Source organism: Nocardia sp. NPDC050175 (genome assembly GCF_044459885.1).
In the GTDB taxonomy this organism is placed as follows: domain Bacteria; phylum Actinomycetota; class Actinomycetes; order Mycobacteriales; family Mycobacteriaceae; genus Nocardia.
This window is the reverse complement of record NZ_JBITJI010000013.1, coordinates 54,289-75,978: the sequence shown is the minus strand read 5'-3', so window position 1 is coordinate 75,978 and position 21,690 is coordinate 54,289. Positions and strand designations below refer to the sequence as shown.

Genomic DNA, 21,690 nt, shown 5'->3' with positions numbered 1-21,690 from the left:
GAATATGGGTGAGCCGACGGTGATAAACCGCGAACTCCGGTGCGCATACACACGCACCCACGGTGCGGCACACGTTTTCTTCGCGTGTCCGAAATACGGTGGGTGCCTAGGAAATCGGGTCGATATACCTGCAGCTGAACGAAAGGGCAGAATTGCCATGCGCAAATTCTCCATCGCACGCCGGAATGCCGACGCAGCCCGAGATATCACTGCGACGACGTCCTCGGTGCATGCCGAGCAGCACGCATTGCACCGCAACCACGGTGGCCGTCTCGGCTACCAGCAGATCGCCGACCGCGAACTGTTGCTGCTCGCCGCCTCGACCGTGGTGCGGATCCGTTAGCCCGCGCTACGGCGTGCGCGCGAGCACTTCCCGGCCGACGTAGCCGAGCAGCCGACGATGAGCGGGCTCCCCTTCTTCGACAAAGACTTCCGCGTCGAAGACACCGGGGGTCCGGAACTGGTCGATGCCACCCCTGGCCTGCATGGTGGCGAGAAGTTCGCCACACAGCTCATCGTCGGCCAGCTCGGGCCTGCCGATGGCGACCGCGAGGTCGACGCCGTGCACAACCAGTTCGGTGAGGTGCACAAGGGCCGCCGCCGGTGCGGGCAGCGCGCCGAACGAAACGTACACGGTGTTGTCCAGCGCGTCGGGCCGGTGCCAGGCCGCCCGATCCACCTCCGCCGCCGCCGCGTACGCCCCCTGCGGATCGCCGCCGAGCCAATCGGATTCATGATCGGCACCCGAATCCGTGCCGCTCAGCGCGGCCGCGAAGAAGTGCATGTTGCCCACCATATGGTTCAACACGGTGCGCACATCCCACTCCCGGCAAGGCGTCGGCGCCGCCATGGAGCTCTCGTCCAAGGCGGCGACGATCAGGCTCGTCGCATCGAGTGCACGGTCGATCTGTCCGATCACGTTCTCCATGAGCTTCCTTCGGTCGAGCGGTCTGGCTGAATTGGTAACACAGGCGGGCGACATATGGAGGCCGTTGCGAAAGCTGATCGCGGCGAATTAGGTTGCCAGCAGTGTGCTTCTCGGTGGCCGGCGGATTAAGCCGATGCGCGAGCCGAATACATCTCGCTACAGTGTGCAATGCGCTCGGTGCGCACGCAACGCCCATCTCACAACGTTTGAAAACCGTTGTGCTGGCAGCGTTGTGACCGTAGACCGCACTATGCAGGCGTGTGAAGCTGACAACCACTTCCGATTAAGCTCCACCCGTACTCATTTCGTTATCCACTTCAGGTGTCGTTTAAACCTGTTACCGCCGATTGAAATTCGGACAGACCGCACACGCCACCATTGCCGGTTCAACCAGCCGATTTCCGCGACGGCCGCAAACGATTCGACGCCACGTTCCACCAGATGGTGTCGCGCGGCGTCGAATTCGTCACTGTGCAGCAGTCAGGTCTTTTCGGCCCGTCCGTCCGACTCCGCCTCTTCGGACCGGCCGGTGATGCCGCGCTCGGTCCCCTCGTCGGCCTCCTGGTCCGGTTCCGGATGTTCCGGCTCGAAGGTCGCGGGCAGCTTCTTGAGGTGCTTGTTCATCGAACGCACCAGCAGCACCGTGCCCGCGAGCAGGACCAGGATGATGACCAGGCCGAACGGGGACGCCTTGCCGAACTCCGGCCCGGTCGGCGTGCCGCCGGGCGCCTGGGCGAGCAGAACCAGCATCACCGCTGCTCGTCTTCGATGCCTGCGAACAGATCGGTCTCCGGCAGCGCCGTCTTGACCCTGGTCTTGGCCAGTTCGAACTCCTCGGTCGGCCAGAGCCGCTGCTGCAGCTCCAGCGGAATGGCGAAGAACGCGCCATTCGGGTCGATCTGGGTCGCGTGCGCGCGCAGGGCGTCGTCACGCTGCGGGAAGTACTTGGCGCAGTCGATCTGCGTGGTCACCCTGGAGAACACGTCGCCGCGCTCCGGCACGTACTTGCGCATCCGGTCCAGCCACTCCTGCAGCGGGAACGGTTCGCCGATCCGCTCGTACTCCTCGGCGAAGACCTCCATCCGCCGGGCGGTGAAGCCGTGGTCGTAGTACAGCTTCAGCGGCGTCCACGGTTCGCCCGCGTCGGGGAACTGTTCGGGGTCGCCCGCCGCCTCGTAGGCGGCGACCGACACCTCGTGGCAGCGGATGTGATCCGGGTGCGGGTAGCCACCCAGCTCGTCGTAGGTCGTCATCACGTGCGGCCTGAACTCGCGGACCACCCGGACGAGCGCCTCGGTGGCCTCCTCCAACGGCACCACCGCGAAGCTGCCCTCGGGCAGCGGCGGCAGCGGATCGCCCTCCGGCAGACCGGAATCGACGAAGCCGAGCCAGTGCTGGCGCACGCCGAGCGCACGCGCCGCGGCGGCCATCTCCTCGCGCCGGATCTCGTTGATCCGGTCCAGGACACCGGGGGTGTCCATCGCGGGGTTCAGGATGCTGCCACGTTCGCCACCGGTCAGCGTGACGACGAGGACATCGTGTCCTTCGTCGGCGTACCGGGCGGTCGTCGCAGCACCCTTGCTCGATTCGTCGTCGGGGTGGGCATGCACCGCCATGAGGCGAAGGCCACTCACGTCTCGTTCACCATCGCTCTCGCTCGCGGGTGTCGGGTCTTCGTTCCCTATAGTTCCATTCGACCGACATTTGTTCCGACTTACCCCCCGGGAGCGACCTTGTGACCGATCGAAGCGACGCCCCGGTGCCGGCGACGAGCAGTAGGCCAACCGACCGGTACGGAACAAAGCCCCCCGTCGACCGTCGTTGGCTGCCGCTGGTCCTCGGCGTGGTCGTGGTGCTGCTCGGGTGCGGCGTCGCCTTCATCGGGTACCAGAAGTACGGCCCGAAGGACATCGAGTCCGAGCAGCTCGGCTACACCGTCGTCGACGACGCGACCATGACGATCCGGATCAAGGTCACCCGCAAGGACCCTGGACAGGCTGCGGTATGTTTCGTCCGCGCAATGGCGCGCGACAGTGTCGAGGTAGGTCGCCGCGAGGTGCTGATCGAGCCGTCTACCAGCGGCACGATCGAGCAGACCACCACGGTCAAGACCTCGTCTCGACCGGCGTCGAGCAGTATCTACGGCTGTAGTGGGCAGGTTCCCAGCTATCTTCGAGCAGGGTGATTTGCCTCTTTTGCCGTACCATTTCTCCTCGAAATTAACTCCGACCTGCACGTTTGTGATTCATGCTAAAATGGCCTGATACACGGTTCCGGGGTTCGGAGCCGTGTTTGCTGCATTGGCGGCCAGCGCTATCTGTTCCGGAATATGAGCTTTGCCCGGAACCAGGGTCTGTCGGGGTTCGATGAACTTCCCAGGATCGCTCTAGCCGTCGACTGGTGCGTGCCCGCCCCACGGGTGGGTACTGCGGCAGTTATCAGGGAATCCCGGCCTGCCGGGAACAACTACTAGGGAGTGATCGAGATGACTGAGACGCAAGTGACTTGGCTGACCCCGGAGTCGCACGACAGGCTCAAGGGCGAACTCGATGCGCTCATTGCCAATCGTCCCGTTATCGCTGCCGAGATCAACGAACGCCGTGAAGAGGGCGACCTCAAGGAGAACGGCGGATACCACGCCGCGCGCGAGGAGCAGGGCCAGCAGGAGGCGCGCATCCGCCAGCTGCAGGAGCTGCTGAACAACGCCAAGGTCGGTGTCGCGCCGACCAAGTCCGGCGTCGCACTCCCCGGCTCGGTCGTCAAGGTCTACTACGACGGCGACGAGTCCGACACCGAGACCTTCCTCATCGCGACCCGCGAGGAGGGCCTGAACGACTCCAAGCTGGAGACCTACTCGCCGGCGTCCCCGCTCGGCGGCGCGCTGATCGACGCCAAGGTCGGCGACACCCGCGAGTACACGCTGCCCAACGGCAAGACGATGAAGGTCACCCTGGTCAGCGCGGAGCCGTACCACAGCTGATACTTCCGGCCGTGGTCTCCCGCGACCCGGCCGACCTGTTCCCCTGAGACACGAACGGCCGCACCCGTTTCCGAGGTGCGGCCGTTTCGTCATCTCCGCGGTTCCTAGCCGAGCGCCTGCTCGATATCGGCGAGCAGGTCGGCGGCGTCCTCGATGCCGACCGACAGCCGCACCAGATCGGCGGGCACCTCCAGCACCGAGCCCTCGGTGGACGCGTGCGTCATCGCGGCCGGGTGCTCGATCAGCGATTCCACCCCGCCCAGCGACTCGGCGAGGGTGAATACCTTGGTGCGCGAGCAGAAGTCGCGGGCCGCGTCCGGGCCGCCGTGCAGGCGCACCGAGATCATGCCGCCGAACCGGCGCATCTGCTTGGCCGCGACCGCGTGGCCCGGGTGCTCCGGCAGGCCGGGGTAGATCACCTGGGAGATGGCCGGATGCCTGGTGAGGAATTCGGCCAGGGTCTCCGCGTTGTCGCAGTGCCGATCCATCCGCACGGCAAGGGTTTTGGTGCCGCGCAGGGTGAGGAAGGCGTCGAACGGGCCGGGCACCGCGCCCGCGCCGTTCTGCAGGAAGGCGAACGCCGCGTCGAGTTCGGGATCGTTGGTGATCAGCGCGCCGCCGACCACGTCGGAGTGGCCGCCGAGGTACTTGGTGGTCGAGTGCGTGACGATGTCGGCGCCGAGCAGCAGCGGCTGCTGCAGGTACGGGGTGGCGAAGGTGTTGTCCACCACCAGCTTCGCGCCCGCGCCGTGCGCGATGTCGGCGAGCGCCGGGATGTCGCCGATGCTCAGCAGCGGGTTGGTCGGCGTCTCGACCCACACCAGCTTGGTGTTCGGCCGGATCGCCGCGCGCATCTCGTCCACGTCGAACACGTGCGCGGGCGAATGCTCGATGCCCCACTGGCTGAACACCTTGTCGATCAGCCGGAAGGTGCCGCCGTACGCGTCGTCCGGGATGACGATGTGGTCACCGGGACGCAGCACGGCACGAATCGCACAGTCGGTGGCCGCCATGCCCGACGCGAACGCCCGGCCGTAGGTGCCGGATTCGAGCGCGGCGAGGTTCGCTTCCAGCGCGGACCTGGTCGGGTTTCCGGTGCGGGCATACTCGAAACCGCCACGGAGACCGCCGACTCCGTCCTGGGCGAATGTCGAACTCGCATAGATGGGCACGTTCACCGCGCCGGTCTGCGGGTCGGGATCGAATCCTGCGTGGACGGCTCTAGTGGAGAACCCCAGCTCACTCATCACCCCAGCCTAATCAGGGGCGATTTCCGGGCAACCCCCCGGTAGTACCAGATGGATACTCTGCGGACGATCCCGCCCCCGCTCCGACGTAGTTACGCAGCTAGGGCGGTTACGCCGGAAAAATTATGATGAGTACCTCCGAAGACCCCGATATCACCGGCGCTCCCCCAATTACGCTTAGTGCATGGTGACTGTGGAAGAACTGTTCGCGATCGACTCCCTGCTGTCCGACGATGAGCGCGAGATCCGCGATGCCGTCGCGACCTTCGCGAATCAACGCTTGCGACCGCACATCGCGGACTGGTTCGAGGAGGGCACCTTCCCGGCTCGCGAGATCGCGCCGCAGCTGGGCGAGGTCGGGCTGCTCGGCATGCATCTCGAAGGTTACGGCTGCGCGGGCATGTCGGCGACGATGTACGGCCTGGCCTGCCAGGAGTTGGAGGCCGTCGATTCCGGCGTGCGCAGCATGGTGTCGGTGCAGGGCTCGCTGGCGATGACCGCGATCCACAAGTACGGCTCGGAGGAGCAGAAGCAGCAGTGGCTGCCGGAGATGGCGGCCGGCCGCGCGCTCGGCTGCTTCGGACTCACCGAACCCGATTTCGGCTCCAACCCCGGCGGCATGCGGACCAGGGCCAAGCGCGACGGCACCGACTGGGTGCTCAACGGCTCGAAGATGTGGATCACCAACGGCTCGGTGGCCGATATCGCGGTGGTCTGGGCGCAGACCGAGGACGAGGGCAGGCAGGTGATCCGCGGCTTCCTGGTGCCCGCCGGGACGCCCGGATTCAGCGCGCGTGAAATGCATCGCAAGCTGTCGCTGCGCGCCTCGGTGACCGCCGAACTGGACTTCGACGATGTCCGGCTGCCCGCCGATGCCGTGCTGCCGGAGTCGCGCGGGCTCGCCTCGCCGCTGGCCTGTTTGAGCGAGGCGCGGTTCGGCATCATCTTCGGGGCGCTCGGCGCGGCCCGCGACTGCCTGGCCTCGACCATCGAATACGCGCGCACCCGCGAGGTGTTCGACAAGCCGCTGGCCGGGTATCAGCTCACCCAGGCGAAGCTGGCGAACATGGCCCTGGAGTTCGGCAAGGGGCAGCTACTCGCCCTGCACCTCGGCCGGTTGAAGGATCGCGGCACGGTGACTCCCGAGCAGGTGAGCGCGGGCAAGTTGAACAGCACCAGGGAGGCCATCGCGATCGCCCGCGAATGCCGCACCATCCTCGGCGCCAACGGCATCACGCTGGACTATCCGGTGCTGCGCCATGCCAACAACCTGGAGTCGGTGCTCACCTATGAGGGCACGGCGGAGGTGCATCAGCTGGTGCTCGGCCGCGCGTTGACCGACGCCAACGCGTTCCGGTAGCGAGCGGGCATCGGGCGAATCAGTTCCCGGTCATCGAAAGTCCGAGCGATCGACCTATAAATACCGAACGGTCGCATTTATCGACCGTGGCCGGGAAACTGGTTCGCCGGCAATGATTTTCGTGCGGCAAGTTTGCTGGAACGCACTTATCCGGCAAAACAGACTGGGTCAAGCGTCACAGTTTTATAAAGACTCGCCGATTGCTAGCATAGGAACATGTTTTTGCTGGGCCCCGCGTTGCTCGAAGTGTCGGCGCGCAAGATATTGACCCGCCTGCACAAGACGCACGGGGTACCGGCGCTCGCCGCGGCGGCGGAACTGCCCGCGCTGTCGGCGGCGCTGGATCAGCACGCCGCGGCCGTGCGCGACATCCTCGAGCTCGGCGTCGAGGGCGCCGCGCGGGTACCGATGAGCGTGCTGCTCGCGGGTTACGCCCGTGGCCTCCTCGACCAGGTACGCGAGGCCGCCGCCGAGCACGGGATGACCGGCGCGGCACCGAGCGATCTCGGCAGCTGGGCGAACGCCGACTGGGTCCAGTTGCGCCTGGCGAGCGTGTGCCTGCATCCGTCGCAGCAGTTCGCCTGATCAACCCCTGACATAGCGCGTCCGCCGTAGGCCAGAGCCCACGGCGGACGCGTTCGTCGTTCGGGCCTAGCGCCGCTCGCCCGGATCGCGGTAGCCCATGTACTCGCCGGACTGCTCGTACGACCCGCCGCCCTGCATCGCGCCCTGATCCCACTGCTGCGCGTGCTGGCCGCGCGAGGCCTGCTGATCCATCCACAGCTGCTCGCGCGACGCGTCCTCACGGCCACGCGAATACGCCTCCGCATGCCCCTTGACCGCGGGCATCTCCTCTTCCAGCCCGCTCAGCCAGTTCTCCCAGCGCTGCTGCATCGGCCGCACCATGCCGCCGCCGACGCCGACCACCAGGACACCGCCGATGGTGGCGAGCACGGTGATCAGGATCGGCATGGTGACCGACGTGGCCACTCCGATCTGGTTCAGCGCGGCGACGATGCCGACGCCCCAGATGAACACCGCGGCGACCCGGCCGATCATCGCGCCGTAGGACAGGCCGCCGAGCATGTTGCCGACCAGGTCACGCACCGCGGAGGCGATCGCACCCGCGATCACCACGATGATGATCGCGACCGCGGCCTTCGGCAGCCACGAGACGATGCCGTCGAGCAGATCACTCACCGGGTTCGGGCCGAACACACCGAAACCGAGCTGCAGGGCGATCAACAGGATTGCGTAGTAGGCGAGCTTCGCCAGCAGGTCCGAGGCGTCGTAGCGGCTGCGCGACATCATCTGCTTGAGGCCGCCGCGCTCGACAAGACGGTCGAAGCCGAGCCGGTCGAGCACCTTGTTCACGATCGTCGAAACGATCTTCGCGACGATCCAGCCGATGAGCAAGATGACGATGAATCCGGCCAGCTTGGGGACGAACGTGGCCACCGAACTCCACGCGTCCGAGAACCCCTTCTGGAAATCGATAGCCAAACTGGAGGTGTACATGCCCGTCCCTTCGCTATCCGATTAAGCCAGGGCGGTTTGCCGAGGCTGCTTCAACGCCGGTTATACCCCGGCCACATAACTCGAACCTTCCGTTTGCAGATAATTTGCCACATTGCGGCTTTCGGCGCGACCGCTCGCTCGATCGGGGACCGGAGGCCGTACTCTCGACTCCGGCCACCCCCGACTGGTCGGTCTTCCTCACAATCCGTCCCACACGATGAGGAGAAGATTGTTACGACCTGTCATCACGGTGCCATCTCGATGTCACCGACACGCCGAGGTAAAGGGCGCACTCTTATCTCGGATTCGGCATCAGGGCAATGCCTCCCGCCTGACGTCACCCGGAGGTGCACGATGAAGACCTTGTCAGCCGCTGACACGAATCACCAGCCGCCGGGAGCCCGCGATGTTCGTGCGTGATCGCGCGCTGCCCGCCACCGGAGGCACCGCTCGGTCGCTGCCGGATCAACGCGAACTGGTCGCCGCCTTCGGCAGCCGCGACGGCGATCCGAACGCCGAGCATCCGCTGATCGGCTGGGCCCGCAGACTGGCCATCCTGCATCGGCAGCGCCGCGGCAATCCGCTCGCGGCCGCCGGAATAGATTGCCGCCGCGCCGAATTGGTCGCGGCCATCGATACCTGGGTGGCCACCCAGCTTCCGCGCCGCAGTTGCACCGAGCACCTACGCACCGGATCACTAGGCGCCACGGTCGACCGCATGGCCGCGGCCCACGCGCACGCGAGCCATCTGCTGCACACCGCCGAGAAAGTGTCCGATGTCCGGGTGCACGCGGCGTGGTATCGGCTCGCCTCGCTGGCGGACGAGTGGACGGATCTCATTGTGGGTGCGGTGCGAAAGGCCTAGTGGCGCAGGGGTGTCCGGGCTGAACGGACAATCTTCCCTTCGAACGAGGAGAACGGCAGGCAACGGGCCGGATAGTGTCCGCGCAGGCCGGGTCAGACCGCTAGTTCGGGTTCTCGCATCGACACTTGCCGCGCCGAGAACCAGCGCATCCCCTTGGCCAGCAACGGCAGCATCAGCACCATCAGCAGCAGGCGCATGCTCTGCACGCAGGTGATCAGCGGCAGGTTGGCGTCCATCGACTCGGCGGTGGCCAGCACGGCGTTGATACCGCCGGGCGTGGTGGCCAGGTAGATATCGGACAGCTCGAGGTCGACGAAGGTGGCGACCGCGAAGGCCAGGCCGGCCACGATGGCGGACAGCGCGACGATGGTGACCGTCATGCCGGGGATCATCCGTGCCATCTCGCGGACGACGGTTCGGGTGAAGCGGGTGCCGACCTCGAAGCCGATGAGCACGAACAGCAGATCCTTGAACAGGTTCGTCGGCGCGTACCCATGGCTGACGCCGAGCGCGGTGAGCACCGCGGTCATCAGCATCGGCCCGATCAGCGCGGGGCTCGGCAGGTTGAGCCACTTGCCGACCTTGGTGCCGACGACGCACAGCATGACCGCGATGGACAACCCGGCGACCTGATCACCGCGGCCGACGATCATCCAGAACGGCAGATCAGGATTGGTGACCGAGGCGCCGAGCGTCGCGTGTCCGGTGCTCAGGCTGTCGCCGCTGTTACTCAGCAGTGCGCCGAGGGCGGGTGCGCTCACCGCGACCAGCGCGACCCGCAGGTACTGCATGAACGCCACCTGGCGGGGATCGGCGTCCATATCGTCGGCCACTGCCACCACCGCCGCGGAACCGCCCGCCAGCAGGCCGAGCGTCGCGGTCGGCAATTCCACGTGGGCGAAGCGGGCGAACACCACCGCGACCAGCAGGCTGATCAGCAGCGTCGCCACCGTCACCGCGAGCACCGGGATCAGTGCCAATCCGATGCTGGACAGCAGCGAGATCTCCAGATAACTGCCCATCAACACACCGAGCATGGACTGCACACCGCAGGACAATTGCCGAGGCATCGGTGCGGGCAACTTTCCGGCCAACGCCAGGGCACCGCCGACGACGATCGCGAGGATCATCTGCGGTGCGGGAAAATGCACTCGATCGAGTAACTCCGCCCCGGCAAGCACCGAGGCCAGCAGAGCTACCCAACCGATCACTTGCCTCCGAGTCATACCTAGTAATCCTTGCCCCTGCTAATGAACAAACAGTAACGACTCCGTTATCAGGGTTAACAGACGGTGTGATCCCGGCCGCATGGAGACAATTACCTGTTCAGAGCGGACATTTCCTAAGTCACGCAAGTCTTCGCACTCTACTTGATCTCCACGGTAGCAACTCGAGCGAACCCGCAGCTCACAGCTGTTCGCCCGGTCAGACCGTGCGGATCGCACCGACCGACAAGCCGCCGCGTGTACTATTCGCCCGAACCACCCCCACCGCGGGAGCTCGGGCAAGGCCGGGCTGAGAGGGCGAACCCCAGCGCTTCGCCGACCGCATGAACCTGTCCGGGTAATGCCGGCGTAGGAAGAGCGTTTCGGGCATGTCTTCATCGACCCTGCACAACTCCGAACGGCACGAGGCCCCCTTCACCCTCGACGAGCCCGCCCCGAAGGTGCTGTCCTTCTGGGACCAGAGCGCATTCTGGGCAAACCTGGGTGTCAGCCTCATCGCCTTCTCCGGCGCGTACACCGTGCTGGCACCGAATTCCGACGGCGCACCGCAGATCTCTATCTCCGCGGGCATCCTCGCGATGATCGTCGGCACCGTCGTCGGCGGTCTGATGCTCGGCTTGGCGGCCGTGCCGGGCGCGAAGACCGGCAAGCCGGCGATGGTGCTGTTGCGCGGCCTGTTCGGCGCGAAACTCAGTTATCTGCCAACGGTTTTGAACATCGCCCAGCTGATCGGCTGGGGCACCTTCGAGTTGATCGTCATCGGTGATGCCGCCGACGAACTGTTCGGTGGCGGTCCGCACTGGCTCTACGTGGTGGCGGCCGGTGTGCTCACCACGGTCCTGACCATCTGGCCGCTCGGCTCGGTGCGGATGCTGCGCCGGTTCGTCACGGTCGGCGTGGTGATCGCGCTGATCTGGTTCTACATCCAGTTCTTCCGCACCGGTCTGCCGGACCTGTCGGCAAACCCCGGCCCGCACGGCAGCGGCCCGTTCGGCGCGGACTGGAACCTCTTCTGGATCGCCACCGACGCGGCGCTCGCGGTGTCGATCTCCTGGGTGCCGGTCGCCGCCGACTACACCCGGCATTCGCGCAGCACCGGCACGGCGTTCGGCGCGGCCAGCGGGGCGTATGCGATCACGCAGATCGTGGCCTACACCCTCGGCTTGTTCGCGCTGGCCCGCGCCACCGGCGACGGCCAGTACTCGCCGTTCCTGCAGGTCAGCCTCGGCGGACTGTTCTTCTTCGTCTTCGTCCTGCGCGAGGCCGACCAGTCGTTCGCCAACGTGTACTCCACCGCCGTCTCGATCCAGAACCTCGCACCGCGCATCGACCGGCGCATCCTGTCGATCGGCCTCGGCCTGCTGATCACCCTGCTCGCGCTACAGCTGAACATGGCCAATTACTTCGGCTTCCTCGGCCTGATCGGTTCGGTGTTCGTGCCGCTGCTCGGCGTGCTCGTCGCCGACTTCTTCCTGCGCGCGAAAGGCGAGTGGAACACCGCCGACGACGCCCCGCCGCGCTGGGGCATGATCGTCGCCTGGCTGGCCGGACTCTCCGTCTACCAACTCATCAATCCGGGCGACGCCGGTGTGTGGACCGACTTCTGGGTGAACATCCAGGAGAAGCTGCACTTCACCAAGCAGGCATGGATGAGCGCATCGCTGCTCTCATTCCTCGCCGCCCTGCTGGTCGCATGGGCCGTCGGCCGAGTCTCAACATTGCGGCAAGATCGCGTCACCAGCGACAACCCGGCCTAACCGCCTCGATCAGTCGGGGTCCGAGTACCGGACCCCGACTGACGTTTCACGACAACAGATCTCGTGAGCACATGGGTAACTCGCCGGGGACGGGCTGCCCCTGCCACTACCTCACCGCCGGCCGCCGACGTCAATGCCGCGCACCTAGGTCTGGCCTGAATACGCGGAGAGGCGGATGAGCTCAGTGGCCGAGCGTGCCAACGCTCAGGAAACCGAGCAGATCATGCCTGGTGATGACGCCGACGGGCTTGCCCTCCTCGACGACCATCAGCGCGTCGGTGTCCGACAGCGCCTTGGTCGCGGCGGAGATCGGTTCGCCCGCGCCGATCAGCGGGAACGACGGGCTCATGTGCTTGCCGACCGGATCGGTCAGATGCGCACGGCCTTCGAATACCGCCGAGAGCAGATCGCGTTCCGAGACGCTGCCCGCGACCTCGCCTGCCATCACCGGCGGCTCCGCGCCGACCACCGGCATCTGCGAAACCCCGTATTCGCGCAGGATTTCGATGGCGTCGCGCAGCGTCTCCGACGGATGGGTGTGCACCAGGTCGGGCAGTTCGCCGGACTTGCCGCGCAACACATCCCCGACCAACGGCTCGACGGTGCTGCCGTCGAGGCGCTCGCGCAGGAACCCGTAGGAGCTCATCCACTGGTCGTTGAAGATCTTCGACAGGTAGCCGCGGCCGCCGTCGGGCAGCAGCACCACCACGACCGCGTCCGGGTCCCGCTTGGCGACCTCGATGGCCGCGACGACGGCCATGCCGCAGGAGCCGCCGACCAGCAGCCCTTCCTCGCGGGCCAGGCGCCGGGTCATGTCGAACGAGTCCGCGTCGGAGACCGCGATGATCTCGTCCGGGATCGCCGGGTCGTAGGCGGACGGCCAGAAGTCCTCGCCGACACCCTCGACCAGGTACGGCCGTCCGGTGCCGCCGGAGTACACCGAGCCCTCCGGATCGGCGCCGATGATCTTGACCTTGCCGCCGGACACCTCCTTGAGGTAGCGGCCGACGCCGGTGATGGTGCCGCCGGTGCCGACGCCCGCGATGAAGTGGGTGACCTTGCCCTCGGTGTCGCGCCAGATCTCCGGACCGGTCGTCTCGTAGTGGCTGTCCGGGCCGCCGGGGTTGGAGTACTGGTCCGGCTTCCACGCACCGTCGATCTCGCCGACCAGACGGTTGGAGACGCTGTAGTAACTGGCCGGGTCCTCCGGCGCGACGGCGGTCGGGCACACGACAACCTCGGCGCCGTACGCGCGCAACACATTGCGCTTGTCCTCGCTGACCTTGTCCGGGCAGACGAACACGCAGTGGTAGCCGCGCTGCTGCGCGACCAGCGCGAGGCCGACACCGGTATTGCCCGAGGTGGGTTCGACGATGGTGCCGCCGGGCTTCAACTGCCCGGACTTCTCGGCGGCGTCGATCATCTTCACCGCGATCCGGTCCTTGGAGCTACCACCCGGATTCAGATATTCGATCTTGGCCGCTACCAGTCCGGTATTCGGGCCTACAACAGAGTTCAACCGGACCAGCGGCGTATTGCCGATGAGGTCCACGACATGGTCGGCGATGCGCATGCGCCCCATAGTTCCAGATGGACCCGGTGTGAGTTGGCGCACGCCACGCGCAAGGCCGTCCGGCCTGACAAACCGGGAATCGGGCAAACACCCATTTAGGATCCGAACCATGGAGCAGCCGAACATCGCCAGGGCCGGCGTTGTGCTGGCCGGCGCGGCACTGGCCGCGCTGGTCGGACCGGGCGCGCAGGCGAACGCAGTCACCATCGAATTCCCGCAGGTGCTCACCATGGCGCACGGTGGCCTGTGTGGGACGACCGTGCGTACCTGGGCCGACGTCAGCCCAGCGTGGCCGGGCCGGGCCATCATCAATATGCGCGCGCTCCCGGTCGTCGGCATCGGTGACGGCGACTATCCGCTGGCCCCGCTGTGCGAGGTGCACACCATGGTGGATTGGCGCAACACCACCACCGGCGCGGTGGGCCGGTACGAGGACACGATCGTCACCGGCCTCTACGGCAGCGTCCAGTACGCGCTGTTCCAGGACACCGGCCCGGGCCATGTCGAGGTCACCGTCACCACCGACGCGGCGAGCATTCCGGCGCGCGGTTGGTTCGACGTTCCCGCTCCTGCTGCCCCGCCTGCATAAAGTCGGTACATTTTCTTTTGTGAGCGCACCACGCATCGGCTGGCGTACGGCTGCGGTGACCGGTGCCGCAACAGTCCTGGCCGGTTCCGGAACCGGCGCCGCATGGTGGGCGACCTCTCGACTGTTGATGGCGCAGGCCGGCGCGGCGCGTGGCGTCATCGGCCGCGACACCTCGAAACCCCCGGAAGCCGACGGTATCTACACGGCGGGCTGCCTGCTGCCGGAACGCTGGCGCAGCGGCAAGCACGCGGATCTGCACCTGATGGTCTTCGGCGATTCCACCGCGGCCGGTGTCGGCTGCCTGGTCGCCGATGAAGTGCCCGGCGTGCGCCTGGCCCGTGGCCTCGCCCTCGCCACGGACCAGCGAATCCGATTGAGCACCAAGGCGATTTCCGGCGCCACCTCCAAGGGGTTGTCGGGCCAGGTGGACGCGATGTTCGTGGCCGGTCCACCGCCGGACGCCGCGATCATCCTCATCGGCGCCAACGACATCACCAAGAAGCACTCGGTCCGCGCCTCCGCCCGCAGGCTGGCCGCCGCGGTCGCCCGACTGCGGATGGCCGACAGCGTGGTGGTGGTCGGCACCTGCCCGAATCTCGGCACGGTGACCGCGATTCCGCAGCCGCTGCGCACGGTGGTGCACAACTGGAGCGTCCGGCTGGCCCGCGCCCAAACGGTGGCCACCAGCGTCGCGGGCGGGCGCCCGGTGCCGATGGGTTATCTGCTCGCGCCGGAATTCCGGGCCCAGCCCGAACTCCTGTTCTCCGCCGACGGTTTCCATCCCTCGGCGGCCGGTTACGAACTCGCCGCAGCGCAACTTCTTCCGGTCCTGCTCGAGGCGCTGGACGAGACGACCCCCGGTTCCCGTTCACCGGGGCGCGACGTAGATTCGATAGGAACCCGCGAGTAACAACAGCGGTTCGCACGTTCCTTCCGACAAAGGAGTCCTCATGCCTGAGGCTGTCATCGTCTCGACCGCCCGCTCCCCCATCGGCCGGGCGGCCAAGGGATCGCTGGTCGACATGCGGCCCGACGACCTGACCACCCAGATCGTCCGCGCGGCGCTCGACAAGGTGCCCGCCCTGGACCCCGCCCAGATCGATGACCTGATCCTCGGCTGCGGTTCCCCCGGTGGCGAGTCCGGCTTCAACCTGGGCCGGATCGTCGCGGTCCAGCTCGGCTACGACTTCGTGCCCGGCACCACCGTGCACCGCTACTGCGCGTCGTCGCTGCAGTCCACCCGGATGGCCTTCCACGCCATCAAGGCCGGCGAGGGTCACGCGTTCATCTCCGCGGGCGTCGAGACGGTGTCCCGGTACAAGAACGGTTCCGCCGACAGCTGGCCGAACACCCAGAACGAGCTCTTCGCCGAGGCGCAGGCGCGCACCGCGAAGACCGCCGAGGGCGGCGCGGGCATCTGGCACGACCCGCGCGAGGACGGCCTGATCCCCGACGCCTACATCGCGATGGGCCAGACCGCGGAGAACGTCGCGGGCTTCACCGGCATCACCCGCGAGGAGCAGGACCGCTGGGGCGTCCGGTCGCAGAACCGGGCCGAGGAAGCGATCAAGAACGGCTTCTTCGAGCGCGAGATCACCCCGGTCACGCTGCCCGACGGCTCCGTCGTGTCCAAGGACGACGGCCCGCGCGCCGGCGTCACCTACGAGGCGGTCAGCAAGCTGAAGCCGGTGTTCCGCCCGGACGGCACCGTCACCGCGGGCAACTGCTGTCCGCTCAACGACGGCGCCGCCGCGCTCGTCATCATGAGCGACACCAAGGCCAAGGAACTCGGCCTGACCCCGCTGGCCCGCATCGTGTCCACCGGCGTCTCCGGCCTGTCCCCCGAGATCATGGGCCTCGGCCCGATCGAGGCGTGCAAGCGCGCACTCGCGTTGGCGGGCAAGTCGATCGACGATATCGACCTGGTCGAGATCAACGAGGCGTTCGCGGTGCAGGTGCTCGGCTCGGCCCGCGAGCTGAAGATCGACGAGGACAAGCTGAACGTCTCCGGCGGTGCCATCGCGCTGGGCCACCCGTTCGGTATGACCGGTGCGCGCATCACCACCACGCTGATCAACAACCTGCAGACCTACGACAAGCAGTTCGGTCTGGAGACCATGTGCGTCGGCGGCGGCCAGGGCATGGCGATGGTCATCGAGCGCCTGAGCTGAGATAGGTAATCCGTAAAGGGCGGTCACCGGTTTCCGGTGGCCGCCCTTTCTCGTCGGTGGCTTTACCTGTCAGGTAATCGCTTTCGCTACCTGGAACGTCAAAGATCAAGAGTGTCAACGCCACAACAGCTCAGGAGTCCGCAATGCCCGCCTACGCGATCGCCCACCTGCACGACGTCGACGTCAATGCCGAGATCGTCGAGTACCTCCAGCGGATCGACGCGACGCTGGCGCCGTTCGGTGGGAAGTTCCTCGTACACGGCGGCAAGCAGACCGTGCTGGAGGGTCCGGCCAACGGCAATGTCATTGTGCTCGAATTCCCGGACTACGAAGCGGCACAGGGCTGGTACGACTCGCCTGAATACCGCGAGATCCTCCCGCTGCGCACCGACAACTCGGTCGGCGTCGCGGTGCTGGCCGAGCATTGCGGCGATGATCACGTGGCGACCGATGTGCTGGGCTGATTCGGCCCGAAACACAACGGGTGGTTACCGGAAACTCCGGCAACCACCCGTTTGTCAGTTCAGCGGTCTACCACCGCTGCCCTTAATCGTTGTTGAAGTAGCTCAGCAGTTGCAGGATCTCGACGTACAACCACACCAGAGTTACGGTCAGGCCCAGGGCGACACCCCAAGCCGCCTTCTCCGGCGCCTGGGCGCGGATCAGCTGGTCCGCGGTGTCGAAGTCGAGCAGGAAGTTGAACGCGGCGAGGCCGATGGCGAAGAGGCTGAAGATGATCGCCAGCGTGCCACCCGAGCGCAGACCGAGTCCGTCCTGCGTGAAGATGCTCGCGACGGCGTTACCGAGCGCCAGGACGACCAGACCGAAGGTCGCACCCACAACCATCCGGGTCAGCCGGGGCGTGACCCTGATCGCGCCGGTCTTGTAGACAACAAGCATCCCGAAGAAGACACCGAAGGTACCCAGTACCGCCTGGCCGATGAGCCCACCGACAGCGACACCACCGACCTTGAAGGTGAGTGCGAACGAGAGCGCGCCGACGCACAAACCCTGGAGCGCGGCGTAGGACAGCACCAAGACAGGGTTGTCCATCTTGCGCGCGAAGACCGCCACCAGCACCAGCACGAATCCAGCGATACCGGCCAGCATGAACAGCGACGCGGGCACCACGCTCGCCGCGACCAGCGCGTAGGAGGCGATCGCGGACAGTGTCAGCACACCCAGTGTGATGGCCGTCTTGGTCACCACGTCGTCGATGGTCATCGCGCGGGTGTCCGTCGGCTGCTGGTACGGCTGCGGCTGCTGGTACTGCTGCCCGTACTGGTTGCCGTACTGCTGTCCCATCTGGCCCGCACCGGTCACGCCGGAACCGAAGTTGGCGTAGCCACTGCCCTCTTGCCTCGGCAAATTTCTAAATACCGGATTGCTGGTGCTACGCACTTGCGTCCCTTTCTGGTCGATGCCGCCGTTCGTCGAGCTCTCGCTCGAGAACCAACTGCTAGGTCCAACGTTTGCTGCGCGGCACGAGTTCCCAGGGAACTTGCCGACGCGGACAATTCGGACTCTACCGCTGTTGCGCGTCGTGCAGGCCACGCACGGACCGAGTGACCGTGAACTTGCGGTTGCGCCCGACCACGTCGGTGCGGCCGACCATGCGCTCGATCACACCGCGATAATTGAGATGGGAGTTGAAGACCGTCCACAGCTCACCGCCTGGCCGCAGCACCCGGCCGGTCTCGGCGAACATCTTGATCGCCGAGCCGGTGTGCACGGCGGCACCGACATGGAAGGGCGGATTGCACAGCACCAAGTCGGCGCTGTTGTCGGCGGCCGAGGACATCGCGTCGTCGCGCACCACCGTCACCCGCTCGGCGACACCGTTGACGGCCACCGTCGCCCGGGCCGAGGCCACCGCGGCCGCCGACTGATCGGTGCCGAGCACCCGGAGCGCGGGCCGCGCCTTGGCCAGCGCGACGGCCAGTATCCCGGTGCCGCAGCCGAGGTCTATGGCTTCGCGCGCATCGGGTTTCATCCACTTCAGGTGGTCCAGCAGGAACCGGGTGCCGATATCCAGCCTGGCACCGGAGAACGCGGCGCCGTGCGCGACCACGTCGATGCCGAGATCGTCGAGCCGGTCCTGCACCGGGAACGGCGGCTCGCCGACCGGTTTCGGCCCGCTGACCAGCAGGGTGCGCGACTTCTGCCGGCCACGGCTGGCCCGGACCTCGGAAAACGACTGGGCCAGAACGTCGTTCATCGACTTCGTCAGATACTTGTCCCGGCCGCCCGCGAACACCACCACCTCGGGATCGGCGTAGCGGGCGATGGCGTCGGCGACCTCGATCAGCCCGGCCAGCGCCCGCGGCAGCCGCAGCAGCACCACCCGGACGTCGGCGAGCAGCTCGCGGCCGAGCGGATACGCCGTGTAGCGATCGGCGTACCCGAGCGCGCGGGCATTGTTGGCCAGGGCGAGTTCGCCGGTCAGCAGATCCTGATACACGCGGACGTTGCGCAGGTCGTGCGCGGCGACCGCGCCGATGGTCAGCGCACCGTACGCATCGCCTAGGACAGCTATCTTTCCGCTACCGGAACTGGCGAGCGCTTCATCGGCGACATCGAGGATCAGCCGATCGGCGGCATCCACGGCGTAGAGGTTTAACGCCTCTACATCTGGATACCGCCGCAGCCGGCTCAGTACGTCCTCGATATCTGCCACCCCTCAAGTGTGCTAGATCGTTGCCCTAGGTTCACACCGGCCCCGGCAAACCCACTCCAGCAAACCGTGCAGTCTCTTGTACGCTAGTCGAAAGTGATAGCAACACAACATATTACGGTCAGTTGACCCCCGCCTTGCCGCCGGTGGGGGTCACCGCGTGCCAGACCCCACCGACACCTTGCCCGAGCAGGTCACCCGCCTTCAGGTCCTTGGCGAAGAAGTAGACCGGCCAGCCGGCGATGGTGATTTGGCATGCGCCGTCAGCACGTTCGACGAAGCCGATGAGTTGCGGGTCGATACCCCCGGCGTACACGGCCTGGCCACGTTGCACGACCAACGGCGGCCACGTCGCGGCGCAATTGCCCGCGCAATTCGACTTCGGCGGCTTCGCGGTGTCGTTGTCGAATCGGTACAGCGCGCGGTCGGTGGCCGTAACGTACTGTCCGACAGCGCTATTGTCCGCGATGGCGAGCTGAACGGCATTCGTGCCGGTCGGCGCCGTTCCGCTGTAGATCTTCAGCCAGTCCTGCGTCTTGGCGGGCGCCTGGTTCTGCGGCGCGCCCGCCGGAGCCGTGGCCGAGGTCGACACCGCAGGAGCCGGGGCCGCCGTGGGCGCCGGCTTGGCTCGGTCGGCACTTCCGCAGGCACTCAGCAAACCGGCGAGAATCACCGAGGCAGCGGCGAATGGCAGCGCGGCTCGCTGGAAGTGCTTGGTCGACAGCATTATTCAGATCCTCCGGAGCTAACGATGACGCGCGATTCGCGTCCGGTCATCGAGAACTACGAGGCAGACCCGCGGGCGGTTCACCCGAAATTACTTCCGATGGCAAACATCGAGAAACCCATAAATCCCGCACGATGTACTGATAGCCGATTACCATCAGTCTCATGCGTAACAGGATGGTGTTGGCCATCGCCGCGGCGACGGCACTGCTCGCGGGCTGCGGCGACGACGGATCCACCGCGAACACCCCTGCCGCCCCTACCTCGACCACCGGCACCATGGCCGAAGCGCCGAGCGCGCCGCGCGACGCGACGGCCAAGCGGGGCACGGCATCCGGCGACGCGGGCCTCACCGTCACCAACATTCGGATCGGCCACCAGTCCGGCTTCGACCGGGTGGTCTACGACCTCGGCGGCAAGGGCACCCCCGGCTGGATCGTGCAGTACGCCGACCGGGCCGTGCAGGACGGCAGCGGCAAGCCGATCGACGTGGCCGGGAGCTCGATCCTCGAGGTGCAGATCCTCGGCTCGGCCTACCCGTTCGACAGTGCCGTCGCGCCGTACGCGGGGCCGGATCCCGCGACCGAGCCGAGCGCACCCCTCATCGCGGGCGTCTATCGGACCACCGTGTTCGAGGGCACCACCCAATCGTTCATCGGCGTCAATGCGGATCGGCCCGGGTTCACCGTCACCACGCTGACCAACCCGACGCGGCTGGTCATCGACGTCGCCACCCCGTAGTACCCGTACCACCAGGGGGTATCCGCATCGGGCCGAGCAGCCGTCACTACACTGGCCGCGTGGTCGAACAGCACCCCCCGCTCCGCGCAACCGGGCTCGCCCCGGCGCTCGGCGTGCTGGTGCTACTCGCCGGGATCGTGGCGATGCACGCGGCGGTCTTCGCGATGCATGGCCAAAAAGATGCGGCGATCCCCGATCACACCGCGATGGCGATGCCGACTGTCGTCGACCAGTTCGCCACCATGCCCGATGCCGATCATGGTGCACCAGGCGCGGATTGCGCGGGCGATGGATGTGGCGGCACACACGGCGGGATGCACGGCTGTGTGTTCATCCTTGCCGCTACTGCCCTGCTGTTGGCGCTGGTGCTGCTGTATCGGATCACCGTCGCCCGCCCGGGCAATGGTGTTGCGCGGCTGCGCCATTGGCGACCGCGGCGGGAACGGTCGCCGCCGTGGACCGTGCTCTCACTGGCCGAATTGTCGATTCTGCGGATCTGACAGGTACCCGGCGACCGTCTCGACGATCGCCGGCGTTCACCCTGCCCGAAACTCAGTCATGCGCAATTCACAAGGAGCACAACCATGTTCATCACCCGTACCCGAATCACCGCCGTCGTCGTCGCAGGCACCGCCGCCCTCGTCCTCGCGGGCTGTAGCGACGACGACGCCATGCCCGGCATGGATCACGGCGCATCGAGCACCTCCGCCGCGAGCGCACCGGCGGCTCGCACCGACTTCAACGACGCCGACGTCACCTTCCTGCAGATGATGTACCCGCATCACGCGCAGGCGGTCGACATGGCGAAGCTGGTGCCGAGCCACAGCCAGAACCAGCAGCTGCTGGCGCTCGCCGCCAACGTCGAAAAGGCCCAGGCACCGGAAATGCAGCAAATCACCACGCTGCTGCAAAGCTTCGGCAAGCCCGCCCCGACCGCGGGTAGCGGACACGGCGGCCACACCATGCCGGGAATGATGAGCGCCGACCAGATGACCGCCCTGCAAGCCGCATCCGGCCCGGACTTCGACCGGCAGTGGCTGACCATGATGATCGAGCATCACACCGGCGCGGTCGCCATGGCCGAGACCGAGCTCGCCGACGGCACCAACACCGAGTCGAAGACGTTGGCCCGCACCATCATCGACAGCCAGCGCGCGGAAATCGACACCATGCGCGGCCTGCTCGGCCAGGGCTGATCCGGCCGCCTGTCGCACCGGGATACCCCTCCGGCCCCGGTGCGCCAGGCCCCGACTCCGCAGATATCGGTTGTTCATCGATCTCGGTCCAGCTGGCTGAGCGCACCGCCGCACGGACGTACCGTCGAAATGTCCGGCC

General features: G+C 66.6%; 24 protein-coding genes and 1 riboswitch. Of the genes, 14 read left to right on the top strand and 10 right to left on the bottom strand.

Features of this window, described 5'->3' with window-relative positions:
- Positions 1 to 157: 157 nt before the first annotated feature.
- Positions 158 to 343, top strand: a complete 186-nt coding sequence (locus tag ACIBK2_RS35090) for a hypothetical protein (RefSeq protein ID WP_396973772.1) — start codon at positions 158 to 160, stop codon at positions 341 to 343.
- Between the two features lie 6 nt (positions 344 to 349).
- Here ACIBK2_RS35090 and ACIBK2_RS35085 read toward each other — a convergent pair whose 3' ends face one another.
- From ACIBK2_RS35085 to mca, 3 genes are all read right to left on the bottom strand, one after another.
- The gene (locus ACIBK2_RS35085) at positions 350 to 928 is read right to left on the bottom strand and encodes a TIGR03086 family metal-binding protein (RefSeq protein WP_396973770.1); all 579 of its coding nucleotides are present in this window, start codon (positions 926 to 928) and stop codon (positions 350 to 352) included.
- Between the two features lie 480 nt (positions 929 to 1,408).
- Positions 1,409 to 1,678, bottom strand: coding sequence for a hypothetical protein (locus ACIBK2_RS35080; RefSeq protein ID WP_396973768.1), 270 nt, complete (start codon positions 1,676 to 1,678; stop codon positions 1,409 to 1,411).
- On the bottom strand, positions 1,678 to 2,544 hold the full coding sequence (gene mca / locus ACIBK2_RS35075) for a mycothiol conjugate amidase Mca (protein WP_396974131.1): 867 nt from the start codon (positions 2,542 to 2,544) through the stop codon (positions 1,678 to 1,680). Before mca ends, ACIBK2_RS35080 begins: the two co-directional genes overlap by 1 nt.
- 119 nt (positions 2,545 to 2,663) lie before the next feature.
- On the opposite strand from mca, the gene ACIBK2_RS35070 reads away from it, so the two are divergent.
- The gene (locus ACIBK2_RS35070) at positions 2,664 to 3,113 is read left to right on the top strand and encodes a DUF4307 domain-containing protein (protein WP_379280879.1); all 450 of its coding nucleotides are present in this window, start codon (positions 2,664 to 2,666) and stop codon (positions 3,111 to 3,113) included.
- Positions 3,114 to 3,413: 300 nt separating this feature from the next.
- Positions 3,414 to 3,908, top strand: coding sequence for a transcription elongation factor GreA (gene greA / locus ACIBK2_RS35065; RefSeq protein WP_040738717.1), 495 nt, complete (start codon positions 3,414 to 3,416; stop codon positions 3,906 to 3,908).
- Positions 3,909 to 4,012: 104 nt separating this feature from the next.
- Here greA and ACIBK2_RS35060 read toward each other — a convergent pair whose 3' ends face one another.
- Complete coding sequence (locus tag ACIBK2_RS35060) at positions 4,013 to 5,155, bottom strand: cystathionine gamma-synthase (protein ID WP_396973765.1); 1,143 nt, start codon at positions 5,153 to 5,155, stop codon at positions 4,013 to 4,015.
- A 184-nt stretch (positions 5,156 to 5,339) separates the two neighbouring features.
- Between ACIBK2_RS35060 and ACIBK2_RS35055 the strand changes: the two genes are divergently transcribed.
- Together ACIBK2_RS35055 and ACIBK2_RS35050 are read left to right on the top strand one after the other, a co-directional pair.
- Positions 5,340 to 6,515, top strand: coding sequence for an acyl-CoA dehydrogenase family protein (locus tag ACIBK2_RS35055; protein WP_379280881.1), 1,176 nt, complete (start codon positions 5,340 to 5,342; stop codon positions 6,513 to 6,515).
- 216 nt (positions 6,516 to 6,731) lie between these two features.
- Positions 6,732 to 7,100: a DUF6401 family natural product biosynthesis protein gene (locus ACIBK2_RS35050; RefSeq protein WP_396973763.1), complete on the top strand. Its 369-nt coding sequence runs from the start codon at positions 6,732 to 6,734 to the stop codon at positions 7,098 to 7,100.
- 66 nt (positions 7,101 to 7,166) lie between these two features.
- Here ACIBK2_RS35050 and ACIBK2_RS35045 read toward each other — a convergent pair whose 3' ends face one another.
- The gene (locus tag ACIBK2_RS35045) at positions 7,167 to 8,033 is read right to left on the bottom strand and encodes a hypothetical protein (RefSeq protein WP_396973761.1); all 867 of its coding nucleotides are present in this window, start codon (positions 8,031 to 8,033) and stop codon (positions 7,167 to 7,169) included.
- Positions 8,034 to 8,439: 406 nt separating this feature from the next.
- Here ACIBK2_RS35045 and ACIBK2_RS35040 point away from each other — a divergent pair, with 406 nt between their 5' ends.
- Entirely contained in the window at positions 8,440 to 8,898 is a 459-nt protein-coding gene (locus tag ACIBK2_RS35040) for a DUF4254 domain-containing protein (RefSeq protein ID WP_396973759.1), read from the top strand.
- Positions 8,899 to 8,990: 92 nt separating this feature from the next.
- Here ACIBK2_RS35040 and ACIBK2_RS35035 read toward each other — a convergent pair whose 3' ends face one another.
- Positions 8,991 to 10,124: an AbrB family transcriptional regulator gene (locus ACIBK2_RS35035; protein ID WP_396973757.1), complete on the bottom strand. Its 1,134-nt coding sequence runs from the start codon at positions 10,122 to 10,124 to the stop codon at positions 8,991 to 8,993.
- A gap of 256 nt (positions 10,125 to 10,380) precedes the next feature.
- Positions 10,381 to 10,496: riboswitch (TPP riboswitch) on the top strand.
- Between ACIBK2_RS35035 and ACIBK2_RS35030 the strand changes: the two genes are divergently transcribed.
- The gene (locus ACIBK2_RS35030) at positions 10,493 to 11,881 is read left to right on the top strand and encodes a purine-cytosine permease family protein (protein WP_396973755.1); all 1,389 of its coding nucleotides are present in this window, start codon (positions 10,493 to 10,495) and stop codon (positions 11,879 to 11,881) included. Its footprint overlaps the riboswitch before it by 4 nt.
- A 181-nt stretch (positions 11,882 to 12,062) precedes the next feature.
- On the opposite strand, the gene ACIBK2_RS35025 is transcribed toward ACIBK2_RS35030, so the two are convergent.
- Entirely contained in the window at positions 12,063 to 13,454 is a 1,392-nt protein-coding gene (locus ACIBK2_RS35025; protein ID WP_396973753.1) for a cystathionine beta-synthase, read from the bottom strand.
- A gap of 109 nt (positions 13,455 to 13,563) precedes the next feature.
- On the opposite strand from ACIBK2_RS35025, the gene ACIBK2_RS35020 reads away from it, so the two are divergent.
- The 4 genes from ACIBK2_RS35020 (at position 13,564) to ACIBK2_RS35005 (ending at position 16,678) form a co-directional block, all read left to right on the top strand.
- Entirely contained in the window at positions 13,564 to 14,043 is a 480-nt protein-coding gene (locus tag ACIBK2_RS35020) for a hypothetical protein (RefSeq protein WP_396973751.1), read from the top strand.
- A gap of 19 nt (positions 14,044 to 14,062) precedes the next feature.
- Positions 14,063 to 14,953 carry an SGNH/GDSL hydrolase family protein gene (locus tag ACIBK2_RS35015; RefSeq protein ID WP_396973749.1) on the top strand — a complete coding sequence of 297 codons (891 nt, stop codon included), beginning with the start codon at positions 14,063 to 14,065 and terminating at the stop codon, positions 14,951 to 14,953.
- A gap of 40 nt (positions 14,954 to 14,993) precedes the next feature.
- Positions 14,994 to 16,214, top strand: a complete 1,221-nt coding sequence (locus ACIBK2_RS35010) for an acetyl-CoA C-acetyltransferase (protein WP_396973747.1) — start codon at positions 14,994 to 14,996, stop codon at positions 16,212 to 16,214.
- A gap of 143 nt (positions 16,215 to 16,357) precedes the next feature.
- Positions 16,358 to 16,678, top strand: coding sequence for a DUF1330 domain-containing protein (locus ACIBK2_RS35005; RefSeq protein WP_396973745.1), 321 nt, complete (start codon positions 16,358 to 16,360; stop codon positions 16,676 to 16,678).
- Positions 16,679 to 16,760: 82 nt separating this feature from the next.
- On the opposite strand, the gene ACIBK2_RS35000 is transcribed toward ACIBK2_RS35005, so the two are convergent.
- From ACIBK2_RS35000 to ACIBK2_RS34990, 3 genes are all read right to left on the bottom strand, one after another.
- Positions 16,761 to 17,615 carry a Bax inhibitor-1/YccA family protein gene (locus ACIBK2_RS35000; protein WP_396973743.1) on the bottom strand — a complete coding sequence of 285 codons (855 nt, stop codon included), beginning with the start codon at positions 17,613 to 17,615 and terminating at the stop codon, positions 16,761 to 16,763.
- Positions 17,616 to 17,739: 124 nt separating this feature from the next.
- Positions 17,740 to 18,891, bottom strand: coding sequence for a class I SAM-dependent methyltransferase (locus tag ACIBK2_RS34995; protein WP_396973741.1), 1,152 nt, complete (start codon positions 18,889 to 18,891; stop codon positions 17,740 to 17,742).
- Positions 18,892 to 19,009: 118 nt separating this feature from the next.
- Positions 19,010 to 19,615, bottom strand: coding sequence for a hypothetical protein (locus tag ACIBK2_RS34990; RefSeq protein WP_396973739.1), 606 nt, complete (start codon positions 19,613 to 19,615; stop codon positions 19,010 to 19,012).
- Positions 19,616 to 19,779: 164 nt separating this feature from the next.
- On the opposite strand from ACIBK2_RS34990, the gene ACIBK2_RS34985 reads away from it, so the two are divergent.
- The 3 genes from ACIBK2_RS34985 (at position 19,780) to ACIBK2_RS34975 (ending at position 21,551) form a co-directional block, all read left to right on the top strand.
- Complete coding sequence (locus ACIBK2_RS34985) at positions 19,780 to 20,355, top strand: hypothetical protein (RefSeq protein ID WP_396973737.1); 576 nt, start codon at positions 19,780 to 19,782, stop codon at positions 20,353 to 20,355.
- Between the two features lie 59 nt (positions 20,356 to 20,414).
- Positions 20,415 to 20,855: a DUF6153 family protein gene (locus tag ACIBK2_RS34980; RefSeq protein ID WP_396973735.1), complete on the top strand. Its 441-nt coding sequence runs from the start codon at positions 20,415 to 20,417 to the stop codon at positions 20,853 to 20,855.
- Between the two features lie 84 nt (positions 20,856 to 20,939).
- Positions 20,940 to 21,551 carry a DUF305 domain-containing protein gene (locus ACIBK2_RS34975; protein ID WP_396973733.1) on the top strand — a complete coding sequence of 204 codons (612 nt, stop codon included), beginning with the start codon at positions 20,940 to 20,942 and terminating at the stop codon, positions 21,549 to 21,551.
- The last annotated feature ends 139 nt before the right edge of the window (positions 21,552 to 21,690 follow it).

What these genes read in the sequence shown, in the direction of transcription:
- ACIBK2_RS35010 (WP_396973747.1), top strand. Translation starts at nt 14,994, where the DNA reads ATGCCTGAGGCTGTCATCGTCTCGACCGCCCGCTCCCCCATCGGCCGG.
- ACIBK2_RS35040 (WP_396973759.1), top strand. Translation starts at nt 8,440, where the DNA reads ATGTTCGTGCGTGATCGCGCGCTGCCCGCCACCGGAGGCACCGCTCGG.
- ACIBK2_RS35090 (WP_396973772.1), top strand. Translation starts at nt 158, where the DNA reads ATGCGCAAATTCTCCATCGCACGCCGGAATGCCGACGCAGCCCGAGAT.
- ACIBK2_RS35005 (WP_396973745.1), top strand. Translation starts at nt 16,358, where the DNA reads ATGCCCGCCTACGCGATCGCCCACCTGCACGACGTCGACGTCAATGCC.
- ACIBK2_RS35030 (WP_396973755.1), top strand. Translation starts at nt 10,493, where the DNA reads ATGTCTTCATCGACCCTGCACAACTCCGAACGGCACGAGGCCCCCTTC.
- ACIBK2_RS35060 (WP_396973765.1), bottom strand. Translation starts at nt 5,155, where the DNA reads ATGAGTGAGCTGGGGTTCTCCACTAGAGCCGTCCACGCAGGATTCGAT.
- ACIBK2_RS34975 (WP_396973733.1), top strand. Translation starts at nt 20,940, where the DNA reads ATGTTCATCACCCGTACCCGAATCACCGCCGTCGTCGTCGCAGGCACC.
- ACIBK2_RS35085 (WP_396973770.1), bottom strand. Translation starts at nt 928, where the DNA reads ATGGAGAACGTGATCGGACAGATCGACCGTGCACTCGATGCGACGAGC.
- ACIBK2_RS34985 (WP_396973737.1), top strand. Translation starts at nt 19,780, where the DNA reads ATGCGTAACAGGATGGTGTTGGCCATCGCCGCGGCGACGGCACTGCTC.
- ACIBK2_RS34990 (WP_396973739.1), bottom strand. Translation starts at nt 19,615, where the DNA reads ATGCTGTCGACCAAGCACTTCCAGCGAGCCGCGCTGCCATTCGCCGCT.
- greA (WP_040738717.1), top strand. Translation starts at nt 3,414, where the DNA reads ATGACTGAGACGCAAGTGACTTGGCTGACCCCGGAGTCGCACGACAGG.
- ACIBK2_RS35020 (WP_396973751.1), top strand. Translation starts at nt 13,564, where the DNA reads ATGGAGCAGCCGAACATCGCCAGGGCCGGCGTTGTGCTGGCCGGCGCG.
- ACIBK2_RS35045 (WP_396973761.1), bottom strand. Translation starts at nt 8,033, where the DNA reads ATGTACACCTCCAGTTTGGCTATCGATTTCCAGAAGGGGTTCTCGGAC.
- ACIBK2_RS35055 (WP_379280881.1), top strand. Translation starts at nt 5,340, where the DNA reads ATGGTGACTGTGGAAGAACTGTTCGCGATCGACTCCCTGCTGTCCGAC.
- ACIBK2_RS35050 (WP_396973763.1), top strand. Translation starts at nt 6,732, where the DNA reads ATGTTTTTGCTGGGCCCCGCGTTGCTCGAAGTGTCGGCGCGCAAGATA.
- ACIBK2_RS35080 (WP_396973768.1), bottom strand. Translation starts at nt 1,678, where the DNA reads ATGCTGGTTCTGCTCGCCCAGGCGCCCGGCGGCACGCCGACCGGGCCG.
- ACIBK2_RS35025 (WP_396973753.1), bottom strand. Translation starts at nt 13,454, where the DNA reads ATGCGCATCGCCGACCATGTCGTGGACCTCATCGGCAATACGCCGCTG.
- ACIBK2_RS35035 (WP_396973757.1), bottom strand. Translation starts at nt 10,124, where the DNA reads ATGACTCGGAGGCAAGTGATCGGTTGGGTAGCTCTGCTGGCCTCGGTG.
- mca (WP_396974131.1), bottom strand. Translation starts at nt 2,544, where the DNA reads ATGGCGGTGCATGCCCACCCCGACGACGAATCGAGCAAGGGTGCTGCG.